The sequence below is a fragment of the Wocania arenilitoris genome, from assembly GCF_021728535.1.
Classification (GTDB): Bacteria; Bacteroidota; Bacteroidia; order Flavobacteriales; family Flavobacteriaceae; genus Wocania_A; species Wocania_A arenilitoris.
Genome location: NZ_JAKKDU010000014.1, coordinates 33,563 through 45,616 on the forward strand (window position 1 = coordinate 33,563; position 12,054 = coordinate 45,616).

Below are 12,054 nucleotides of genomic sequence, written 5' to 3' on the forward strand. Positions count from 1 at the left end.
TAAGTGTTGAAGTATGAATAGAAATAAATCTGAATTAGATTACAACAAATCGCATAATCCATCAAAAATTTTTTCGTCAGTGACGAACCAGTAGAAAAAACATTACTCTGAAAGAACCTGAAAACTCAAACCAAAATTTTACAAATTAATTTACTATAGAATTGTTTACCATTGAATGACTTTGAAGTATAAGTCTAAAATGGGTTAAGTCCAAGAAAGTCTCATTACAAAAAAGATGACCAAGCAGTGACTGCTTTTTTAAAAACTACCTAATACGCTAAACAACATTAGATTAAGTCTAAATAAAGATAAGTATGAAGTTGTGAATCGATATTTTCAAGATGAGTCTAGGTTTGGGCTCATTATTAGAGCATTCTTTTAATTAGAGCTTCTAATATTATGTAAAATAGAAATTAAACTGTAGAACTTTTTTAGGTTTCATTTATCTTTTTTTTTTTGATAAAAAAAGAAACAAAATAATCAAGACTGCATAAAACTTTGGAAACAATTAACGGTTCGTTGCGCTATATTTTAGACTATTTAGCGTTTAGAGAATGTCCAGTGGACATTTTTAGCTAAATACAATTCGAAGCAAACTTTTAGTTAAGTGTTATATACAAATCCAATCATCCACAGGATAATTGCATTTGTATAACCTATAATATGGTCACTCCACTCTCCTATTGTTTTAGCCAAAGTTTTATGAGGTCAGATTAAAGGAAAGCATATATAAAAAACCTTATGCTTAAAAGTATTTAATGAAGTTTATTTTTAAAAAACTGTCATTTTTAAAGTTAGAAAGTATTAGTTCTTGACTATCTATATTTTGAAAAAACCTACCAACTATTTCTAACTTATAACTACTTCCAAACCTTCTTGATGCTTCAATACTTAATATTTTACTACTATTTTCAATATCGGATATCATACCAGCCAAAATAGAAGTATCTTGTATATCGTTAAATGCTATTCTGGTTCCAATGAAAATATCATTTTGCATAGCACTTAATGCCAAATCATCCCTTTCATCATAGAGGTATTCCCCAATAAGCCCAACATCCATTCCAGAGTTTTTAATATTACTTATGGTATACTCAACACCAGCAGTCAATGCAAAAAAATCTTGAAAATCACTTTGTCTATATATGCTCTCCATCTTCCATAAAAAAGCATTATGAGTAAGCTGTAAATCTAAACCTGTTTGGTTAATCACTGGATAAAAAGCATCAATACCTCCTTGATTAGTAAATTGAAATAAAGGCTCTCTCCCAGTACCATAAAAATGTGATAACCCAATGTCAATTATTGAAAAGCTATGAGCATATCTTATAGCGAAATCTTGATGCCATTCTTTTGATGAAGATTCATATTTAATATCATCTGAATGGATTACAGTTGAAAACCTAAAGCGTCCTTTTTCGCCTGGATAATTTCTTTTGCGATGAAAGGGTAAATAAAAAAAATCTAATGTGCCAAAGCTTGTATTTAATGAATACTGCACCATTGGCTGTCCTAACTTTTGTTCACCATCAAAGCTTTCTACTACATCTGTTTGGTTTATGATGTCAACTAAATGGTTGCTTTCTGTAACGCCCCAAAATATTTTTTTAAAACCAACGCTTAATTCCCAATTGTTTTTAACTGTTTGGTAGTATAATTCTCTAATATCCCAATGAGTACGCTCATTATCTATATCTAATCTAAAAAAAGTTTCTGTATTTATACTTTCATACCCTTTATTCCAGTCTAAAGTATATTTTGGTCTAAATGCCATTGATGGAAAATTACTTTTTTGACCGTCAAAAGAAGGTGAGTTATAAAAGGATCTGTATTCTGCTTCAAGGTCTAACTCAAAATCGTGATTGACACTTGCATTTTGAGCACTTACTGCGTGAGCAAATAATGTGAATATGAATAAATAATTAATTTTCATGACTTTTGAATTTGCGGATAGAATACCGGAAACCAAAACTCTGTCTCCGGCCTCTATCAAATCAACAAACAACTAACTAAACCAGCTAATACTACCAATCAATTTCTTTTTAAGGCATTTTGAGTAAAATCTTCTTCGTTTAGATTTGCATCAAAATTATAATCGAAGAAGTCCAATAAAGTTTCTTTTTTACTTTGGTGATTTACCATTTTTAAAGTATTGGCTCTCCAAAATTTATCTTTATACAGTTTATAAAAAGTGTAATTGAGAGTTTTCAACAGCATGTTTTTCCTGTCAAAAAACTCTATTTTTTCAATTCTATACCCTTTATCTTTATTGTAAGTAACAATCCTTCTTGTGTAACCAGATTTTGGGTCAACAGGGTCTTGTTCTACAATTAATAGATTCTCTTTTTCTTCCAAGAACTTATAATTATACTTTTCTATTTCTTGAGAGGATAAGTCTTCATACGCAAATTCGCTACCCACAAAAGGGCCAGATTTGTTGTTTGAAGAAATTCTTTTAACACGTTTTATAGATGGCAGATACAACCATTGGTCATCAGAGCCAATTTTGTGGGTATAAGTTAGCGTTGATGTTCCTTTAACATCTCTTGGGCTTTCAAATACTATAAGTGATTTATCACCGTCTTCGTGCAATTCAAGGGTCTTTATTGTTAATGCACGTTCACTAATTTGTCCATTACTATTTGTTAATAGCATTTTAAGGTTCACCATTGAACTATTAAAACCTAAATCTGCTTGAACTGCAGCTTTAGCAATTTCTAATCCTTTGTTTTCTTGAGCTATACCCATTGCAGTAATCGCAATTGAGGTAACCATTGTAATAATTAAATTTTTCATTGTTTTGAATTTTTAAAGTTTATCTGAAAAAAAAGAAAGATGTGTACTTCTTTTTGACTTTCTTTTTTTCTTTATTTGTTAATATTAGTAATGATGGTAATAGAATAAAATCGATAATTAATGCTGATATAATAATTACCACTGTTATTCTTGCCATATAACTGTTAAGTGCAAATGAAGATGTTGACAACACTGCAAAACCAGCCAAGAGAACTACTGTTGTTGTTATTAATGCTTGTCCAACAGTTTCAAATGCATACTCTACAGCTTGATTAGCATTATAACCATACTCTCTTTTAGCCCTTAAGAATTTACTCATGAAATGAACTGTATCATCGACTATAATTCCCAAGGTCATACCAAACACTATAACCATTCCTGTATTAATTTGCGCTTTATATAATGCCCAAATACCAAAACCAATAAGCACAGGTGCTACATTAGGAATTATACTCAACATTCCTAATTTAAAGTTGCGTAAAGCAATCATAAGAACAAGAGATATTAATATGAGCGCAATAATGTTTCCTTTAAGCATACTATCTGCTTGTCTAAAACCAAGTTTAGAAAACATTAACATTGGACTTACACCAATGGCGTGCATTTCTGTAGGTGTGTTATCTCTTAACCATTGTTCTCCCCTTTTTGAAAATTCAATCATTTGAGGACTATCAAGGTTTTTCACTGTAACTGTTACTCTTGTTTCAGATTTATCTACATTAATTTGATTGTTTAAGTCTAAACCAAAGGGTAATGACAGTTCATAAAGTAATAAGTACTGTGCAGCTTCTTCACGAGTGCTTGGAATTTTATAAAAACGCTCATCATCTCCATTCATAGATTTATTAATACGCCTTGCTACTTCACTAAAAGCGTTTACATGAACTACTTCCGGTTGCTGTTTTAACCAGTTTTCAAATTCATTAAGTTTATTGAGATAATTTGGGTTGTTAATACCTCCACTTTCTCCACTTCCAATTGAGTACTCTACATTATATACTCCTGTTAAGTTCTCGCTTATATAATCTGTATCTGTTCTAAATTCAACACTCTCATCGAAATAATTAATAAACTCATCATTAAATGTGTTTTTACTTGCCAAGTATGTTAAAAAACCAATTGCCAAAAATGAAATAATTGACAATTTTATAGGTTGCTTTATTACAAAACGTGCCAATTCTGAATACCAATTAAAATAATATACTGGCTCATTTTCTTTAATTTTAGACTTAACCTTTATTGGAAGAATTGCCATTAATGCTGGTAAAGTAGTAGTTGAAAAAAGAAATGCCATAGCCATCCCAAAAGCTGTAATATTTCCTAAATCCCAGAATGGTGGAACATCTCCAAAATTCATTGTTAAAAAGCCAATAACCGTTGTGAGGCTTGTTATAAAAACTGGCATAAAATTTAGGCGCATAGACTCTATTAAAGCCTCATTTTTGTTTAAGCCATCTTTACGCATTTTTTGTAGCATTGTTATGATAATATGTATACTATCTGCTACTGCTAATGTTAATACCATAGTAGGAAAAACAGAGGATGGTGGTGTCAATTTAATTCCTGTAAGCCCCACAAACCCTAACGTACTAATAATAGAAAACATAACAACAACAAGGGTTGTTAATGTGCTTTGAATGCTCCTTGTAAGTAAAAATGTTGTAATAATGACAATTAATATCATTATACCTGTTAATCCCATATCTTTCATTGAAGCCTCAAAAAATGCAGTGTTTAGAGGAACCATTCCAGAAATGTGTACATCGAAATGTGGATATTTACTCTTAAAGTTAGACACCATATCTCTAACATATTTAGTTACTTCAGGAACCTCTTTTGCACTATCCTCTCCTGGTAATCTAACAGTAATATTAATAGCAGTGACGCTACCTTCTTCATTAACAATCCTATTTACCAACATTGGCTCTTTTAAAGCTATTTCTTTAATTTTATTAATCTCTGCTTCGCTTTTATTTAATGAATTATAGGATAAATCGTCAACATATAAATCATCACCATGAGCACTTGTATGCTGAAAATTTGTAATTGCATCAACCCTCGAAGAATATGGTGTATTCCATGATTGAGCCGTTAAATCCTCTATTGCTGTTAAGTTTAATTTTGTAAAAACATCTTTGTTAGATGGTGATAATACCATAATTACATTATCATCTTTTGTGTATTTTTCTTGTAATGCATCAAAAGCCTCCAATTCTGGATTTGATTCACTAAAGAACACATGGTAATCTCCATCAAACTCTAATTCACCTTGAGAACCAAGACCAATTACCAATAAGAATGAAAACATCAATACAGGCCATTTATTTTTTATCACAATTTTTGCCCAATTACTTGCAAATTTGTTTGTCGAGTTTTTTATTTTTTTTATTGCATTCATCTTATTTAATTTTTAATAATCTGATTAATTATTATTGCTTCACTGATGAAACTATTTTACTGTTTCTCTTGTTTTAATATTTCTTTAAAAATATTTACCACTGGTAGCATTATTTGCCAATGTGTTAGAATCAAAATATCTAACTCATCACTTGACACTAATTCTGATGACAATAATGTTTCAAATGTTAAACTGCTTTTTGTTTTTCTTAATTCACCACAATAGCTAACAAATGTCTGTTTGCTTATTATTGGGTTTACCAAGTGCATATTATTGCCTATATGCTTCATTTGTTTTGGTGTTAGCTTAAAACAACCACCTGAAATTTTTATATCAGTTGCACCAATTTCTAAATAGAAGCCTGGTTCTGCTTTATGTCTTCTTCCTTTTGAGCTAATTAAAGCAGATTTAAAAACCTTATATGGCGACTTATCTTTTGAAAAACGCAAGTCTCTATTTAATCTAAAAATCGCTTCACTTGCATTAATCCTTATTGTTCCATCAAGTTTGCATAAGATTTCTAATAACCTTTTTACAAATAGGTTAAATGGTTCGTCTACAAATTCTTCATAATTGGGTTTATTTTTATTAAACCATTCTTTATTATTATTACTTTCAAGCTCTTTAAAGAATTTGATAAAATCTTGCGTGAAATATTTTTTTGTACCATTCATGTTATATAGTTTTTATTATGTTTAAGGTTAATTTGAAATTAATTTGGGCTTCTTTTCAAGAATCAACTTTCTTAACATAAAAACATGTAATAAAAGAGCCATTGGTGCGGCAATGCCTATAATAAGCATCATAGGAAAAGACCCAGCAGAAGCTGTAGAAGGAATAGCACTACTCCAGATTGGATATTTGGTAAGAAGAATAAAAAGAACTATGAGTAAGTCAACTACTCCAAAAGCTACTAATCCAAACATTGATATTTTTGACCAACCATATCCTTTACTTAAAGACCAAACTGTAAGAATGGCTATTGCTCCTGTTGTAATATCACCTATTCCTGAACCAATAAATTCTTTTGGACCAATACCTGATATGGCAACTAAAAAGAAAATAGCTCCTAATACTCTCCAAGTTTGACCTAATGCCAAATATCTAAAGGAAATATTGTTAAGTATTGTTCTAAGATTTTTGTTGCTAAATAGAATTAGAACAGCGCTTACTGGAACTAACAACCCTAATAAGAATTTAGGAAAGCTTTCTCCTTCATTATATGAGAAAAAGTTATTTAGTGTTAAAAGAAACACCGCCAATACCCAAAACGATACTCCAATGAATAATAGTCTATTAAATTTTAATTTTAGTTTTGTTTCAAAGTTTGAGTTTTTAATTCCCTCTCTAATATTAACATAGAAGAATGTTGGTGCTATCAAACTTATTAGCACAGATACAATTTGAATGATTTTAATAGTTTCCATAATTTATTTATTAATTGTTATTTAATATGATTTCTCCTGTAAAGGCGTACTGGTCCCATTTTGGTAATGGGTGAAAATTACCAGCTTGAACGTCTCTAAACATTCTTTCTATTGAATGACTCTTATAAAAACTTTGTCCACCAACTGCGTCCATGCATTGATTAACAGTATCTATACAAGCATCGCTGACGTTTGTTTTTAAACTTAAAATGTCTATAGTCTTTTGATTATCTGGGTCAAATCTTAAGTTGTTAGCAGTAAGTACCATACTATGCCATTGGGTTAATGCCAGTATATAAGAGTTGTACATTTTACCTACTATGTACTTAAGATGCTTATGATTTCTTTGGTATTTTTTACCAATTTTTATTGCCTCACTATAAGCACCTTTGGCAATACCAACATAGGCCGCCATAATCAATGGCATTGCAACAGGAATTACTACATTCCAAACACCATGAAATTCACCTTGTGGTCTCTCTAAAGAAATGGCTGAATTAGGAATAAACACATTATCAAAAACAAGCGTTTGAGACCCAGTAGACCTCATCCCCATAACGTGCCAATCGTCTAATAAACTAACTCCTACTGAATTAGTTGGCACTCCAAAATGCAAAACACTTTTTTGGTTATTTGTATCTTCATAAATACTACTTGTAATAACCATATCTCCAATAGCAGATTGGCTTGCAAAGTGTTTTTTTGCAGAGAATAGGTAGCCTCCATTGGTTTTTTTGAGTTCTCCATTAGAGCCTAACCAATCTCTTGCTCCTGTACTAATGAGTATCAATTCATGATTTGAAACATTTCGCAATAATGTTTCGTTTGAGCCATCTTTAAAATACTTCCAAACACTTGCTGCAATTAAATGCTGATGCATGGATAAAGCCAAAGCGGTAGAACCACAAGATTCACCTACAATTTTGACACATTCACACATAGCTGTATGAGATAACCCTTCACCGCCTAACTCTTTAGGTATCATGGCAGAGAAAAATTTATGTTCTTTTAAAACATTATAATTTTCGTGTACAAATGTGCCACTTTCATCATGTTGTTTTGCTTTTTCAGCAAATCCTTGGGATATCTTTTCTGTTAATGATATCCATTCTATATCTGTTTTATTCTTAAGCATGATTCATTTATTTTATGATTCAATGCAAAGGAACGTGACAAAGAGAGTTTAGATTATCCTTAAAGGCTCAATCACTTGACTGAAAAGCCCAATGCTATTTTTGTAGTGATTATTTAGCATTTTTAAATGAAGATGGGGTGATATTATACTTGATTTTGAATGTTCTACTAAAATGAGCAGTACTTTCAAAACCACAATCATAAGCAACTTGCGAGATTGACTCAAAATCCGATTTTAATAATTTTGCGGCTCTTGACAACCTTCTATCAAGTATCCATTTACCAGGGCTGCAGTTATAATGGTTTTTGAAGTCTCTTTTAAAACTTGACTTGCTTCTATTACATAAAGTTGCAAACTCGTCGAGTTTTAAATTATAGCAAAAATTAGCTTCCATTATATTAGGTAATGAAGGAAGTTCGTTTAACGCAATATTTTTTAAATGAGAAGCAATCTCTAAATTTTGCTTACTATTAATTATATTTAAAATAAGTTCTTTTACTTTTAATTCTAATATCCCTTCTAATGGCATATTTTTATCATGAAAATATCCCAATGCAGATTGAAAGAATGTTTCTAATTGATTATTTATCTGAATTTTATTGATAACAAATAAATCTGCTTCGTCAATATTTTTTATAGGTGTAGCTTTTATTACATCATCTAAAGTATGTCTAATTAAATCATCTGAAATAAAAAAGCCAAGCATACAAAAATCATCATCAAACTTCTGTTCGATAATTGTAGCACCTTTTTTAATATATAATGCTTCACCTTTTTTGGCTACCCAAGATTTTTCTCTGGTGCGCCAAGTTTTTTCTCCACTTAAAATGTATACAACATAGTCATACTTTGACCAAATTTCAACCACATCTTGTTTTAATGGACACTTGTATTCTACGAAAAGGACATTGTCGACTTCAAATTTATTGAAGACAACTTCACTTTTCATTATTGAATAAAAATCGTACATACTGGATATTATAATTTATGTAATACTAAAAGCAAATTTAGTTAATAAATATTATCATTTCCATTCCACACACATTCCACTTCTCTTCTATCGTCGCTTCGTGTAAAAAGTGTTTCATTAACATAATCAAAAGAAGCTTTGGATAATAAAACTTTTAAAATAAAAATCAGCAAATGAAACTATTGCTTTTACCAAAGCAAAGTAACATAATGCGGACCATTATAATTCATTTTCAATATTATATTCGACATTATATAAAATGTCTTTATAACATTAAAAACGTGAGTTTTATTGTAAATAAACAAAGAAAAATATAGCTATAAATTCTTTTCGTAATCCATACTTTGATTTAGCACACGAACAATTAAAATATCAATATCTGTAGCTAAATAAAAAATAGTGTGAGATTTATACGAAAATCTCTTTAATGATAGCATAAATTCTGATGCATCACGTCCAAGAGTGGCATTATCAGCTAATATTTGAAAAAGCGTGTGCATTCCTAATAAATACGCTTGGGCTTGTTTTAATCCAAATGTTTCAATACCATATTCGTACATTTTGGCAAGATCAATTTCGGCTTTTCCAGATACTTTATAAACGCCCATCAGCTTGCATACGTTCTTCGACTTCCTTCATAATATCAGGAACAGATTTAGCACTAATACCACTATTCATACCTTCAGTTATAGCTGCTTTAAGGGCGGAAAATTTAGCGTTCTTTGCTTGATCACGTCTTACTAAATCACGAAGGTATTCACTATCATTAGTAAATTCTCCTATTGTAATTCGTGACTTTATCCACTTATCCTGCTTTTCCGTAAATGTTATTGTTTTTCTAATTATTGCCATAAGATATGTGTTTTAATAATCATACTATTGGTGCAATTTAACATATTTGATTGAATATTACAAAAAATAGAGTTCTAATTTCATGTATTTAGCGACTATTCCCATTCCATACACATTCCCACTTCGCTCCTATCGTCACTTCGGGCAAAGCGTATTCCATTACAGTATCCAAAGAAACATTTGAGAAGAAAAAAATAAGAAAAGGAAGTAGTTTAAACTTCGCTTTTACCAAAGCAAAGTTGCATAACGCAGAACATTATAGTACATTTTATAAATAGGTTTATCCTGTGGATGAAGCTATTTATAACACAGATGGTGCGTTGGCGAAATTATGATGTTATACGTTAACATTCATTTATAAAAACATTTGATAGCTATAATGTAGTATTATGTAAAATATCCTAGAAGCATTTGTTTTCATTTGATATATAATATACAATAAACCACTATGGATTTGAAATCCATAGTTTTAAACAAAAGAATGAAATTCTTTCTTAACACTACTCTAATATCCAGTTGCCTTTTTCTGAATTTGGCTTATCCTCGTGATGCTCTAGATATTCCTGAACCATCTCATCTGTTATCTTTCCAGTACTCCAAGCCCCATAACCCAAAGCCCAAAAGTGTCGACCCCAATATTGCTTATTCAACTTGGGGAATTCCTGTTGTAAAATGCGAGATGAGCGAACTTTTAATTTCTTTACTAAAACACTTATACTTAATGATGGCGGATACTCAATATGCATATGTATATGATCCTTACTCACAACACCTTTTAGAACATGGACATTTTCAGAATTACAAATCTGAATTAACAAATCACGACAGCGATGTTGGATATCTCCTTGTAAAACATCATATCGATATTTGGTTGCCCATACAACATGGCAACTCAAATTAGTTATCCAATGTGAATTCTTTAGGTAATCTGACACATAACAAATCTATAACATTTATAAAAACTAAAGTAACTGCAATGAAATTGCAGGGTTTTAACCTTTAACTAGATAATAAAAGCTTACTTAATGTTACCACCAACTTGCAGCCCACTTGGTACTTTTTCAGGAATAGTTTTGTCAAAACCTTCATCATTTAAAGTATTTAAAAATGAAATGATAGACGACATATCTTTAACTTTTAATGTCAAATTTTTAGCCAAAGTATCAATAGCATTTGTAGCAACTTCGATATTTCTTGACTTATTAAATGATAAATCCTCGTAAAACTCTAATACCATTTTAAGGTTTGGTAACGTGCCATTATGCATGTAGGGTGTCGTAAATCTTAAATTACGTAACGTTGGTGTACGAAACCCAAATTGTTTCTCGAAACCATCGTCAACCTTATCGAGTTTATCATTTTCAGGCACGCTCAACGTGTGTATTTTATAATCTGAAAACATGGGTCCGTTATGACAATTAACACACCCCACTTTTTTAAACAACTCAAAACCTTCTTTTTCTCCCAGCGACATACTATTTGTATCACCACGCATGTATTTATCAAAACGAGAGTTGTTAGTAACTAACGTCCTTTCATATGCAGCAATAGCTTTCCCAATATTTTCAATACTTATTGGTTCTTCTTCTTCATTAAATACCGTTTTAAAAAGGACTTTATATTCAGGGATATTTTTTAGTCTTAAAACCACTTCGGTTAAAATTTCGGCTTCTGTGTAATGCGCTCCACGCATTTCTTCAAACGCTTTAATAGGTTCTATAGCTTGGGCTTCTAAGCTATTAACTCTAGAATCCCAAAACATAGGGGCGTCTTCTGGATTATAATGTTTTGAAGGGGTTATGCCATTAAATGCGGTATTTAAAACCGTATGTGCATTGCGTTTTACAAAAGGAATATTATTGGGATTATTAAATTTACGATTAATACCAAAACCCTTGCCGTTTGCACCAATGGAAAGGTCTCTAAACTCTGCATAACCGTTATCTGGATGATGACACGTAGCACAAGCTACATCTTTGTTTCCAGATAAAATAGGATCGAAAAACAAGAGCCTGCCTAAGTTAATTTTTTCGTCAGATTGCGAATTATTTACTGGATGCTTTATGTTTAAAGGCAGTGCATTTACACGGGTATCAATTTTTATTATATTGGTGTATGCTTCAGTATTCTTTTTCTTGTTTTCAGAAAGGCAACCAACAATAATTAAAACTAATATTAACAAAACGATTTTATATGTTTTTTTTAAAATTAATTGCATTTAATTGTAATTATATGTGATAAAAAAGAATACCTAAAATTACTTATTTTTTTCTATTTATCGCAAATACTCATTGCCTTTTACAAAATGTTTATGTAATGATTTAAAAAACAAAACAGATTTTAAAAATTATTTTGCTTTTAATAATTATTTTAAAGTCGAGTTTACAAATACAGATATTTTTTTCATTGATTTACAAGTGCTTAACCCTATTCTCTGTTTTTTGGCACGCTGTTTGTAAATACATAATCGTAACCC

General features: G+C 30.8%; 11 protein-coding genes. All 11 read right to left on the reverse strand.

Annotated features, from left to right (window positions below; translation table 11 throughout):
* Window positions 1-745 precede the first annotated feature (745 nt).
* Window positions 746-1,933, reverse strand: a complete 1,188-nt coding sequence (locus tag L3X37_RS11840; RefSeq protein ID WP_237240387.1) for a hypothetical protein — start codon at window positions 1,931-1,933, stop codon at window positions 746-748.
* Between the two features lie 98 nt (window positions 1,934-2,031).
* The gene (locus tag L3X37_RS11845; protein WP_237240388.1) at window positions 2,032-2,796 is read right to left on the reverse strand and encodes an outer membrane lipoprotein-sorting protein; all 765 of its coding nucleotides are present in this window, start codon (window positions 2,794-2,796) and stop codon (window positions 2,032-2,034) included.
* A gap of 19 nt (window positions 2,797-2,815) precedes the next feature.
* On the reverse strand, window positions 2,816-5,194 hold the full coding sequence (locus L3X37_RS11850; RefSeq protein WP_237240389.1) for an efflux RND transporter permease subunit: 2,379 nt from the start codon (window positions 5,192-5,194) through the stop codon (window positions 2,816-2,818).
* Between the two features lie 56 nt (window positions 5,195-5,250).
* Window positions 5,251-5,868, reverse strand: coding sequence for a TIGR02453 family protein (locus L3X37_RS11855; protein ID WP_237240390.1), 618 nt, complete (start codon window positions 5,866-5,868; stop codon window positions 5,251-5,253).
* A gap of 27 nt (window positions 5,869-5,895) precedes the next feature.
* Entirely contained in the window at window positions 5,896-6,621 is a 726-nt protein-coding gene (locus L3X37_RS11860) for a DUF8737 domain-containing protein (RefSeq protein WP_237240391.1), read from the reverse strand.
* Window positions 6,622-6,631: 10 nt separating this feature from the next.
* Entirely contained in the window at window positions 6,632-7,756 is a 1,125-nt protein-coding gene (locus L3X37_RS11865; RefSeq protein ID WP_237240392.1) for an acyl-CoA dehydrogenase family protein, read from the reverse strand.
* Between the two features lie 109 nt (window positions 7,757-7,865).
* The gene (locus L3X37_RS11870) at window positions 7,866-8,705 is read right to left on the reverse strand and encodes a helix-turn-helix domain-containing protein (protein ID WP_237240393.1); all 840 of its coding nucleotides are present in this window, start codon (window positions 8,703-8,705) and stop codon (window positions 7,866-7,868) included.
* Between the two features lie 338 nt (window positions 8,706-9,043).
* A complete protein-coding gene (locus L3X37_RS11875) occupies window positions 9,044-9,334 on the reverse strand; it encodes a type II toxin-antitoxin system RelE/ParE family toxin (protein WP_237240394.1) in 291 nt (96 codons plus the stop codon).
* The gene (locus tag L3X37_RS11880) at window positions 9,321-9,578 is read right to left on the reverse strand and encodes a type II toxin-antitoxin system ParD family antitoxin (protein WP_237240395.1); all 258 of its coding nucleotides are present in this window, start codon (window positions 9,576-9,578) and stop codon (window positions 9,321-9,323) included. The genes L3X37_RS11875 and L3X37_RS11880 overlap by 14 nt, the downstream gene beginning before the upstream one ends.
* A gap of 500 nt (window positions 9,579-10,078) precedes the next feature.
* Entirely contained in the window at window positions 10,079-10,513 is a 435-nt protein-coding gene (gene tnpA / locus L3X37_RS11885; RefSeq protein WP_237240396.1) for an IS200/IS605 family transposase, read from the reverse strand.
* Window positions 10,514-10,596: 83 nt separating this feature from the next.
* A complete protein-coding gene (locus L3X37_RS11890; RefSeq protein ID WP_237240397.1) occupies window positions 10,597-11,796 on the reverse strand; it encodes a cytochrome-c peroxidase in 1,200 nt (399 codons plus the stop codon).
* Window positions 11,797-12,054 lie beyond the last annotated feature (258 nt).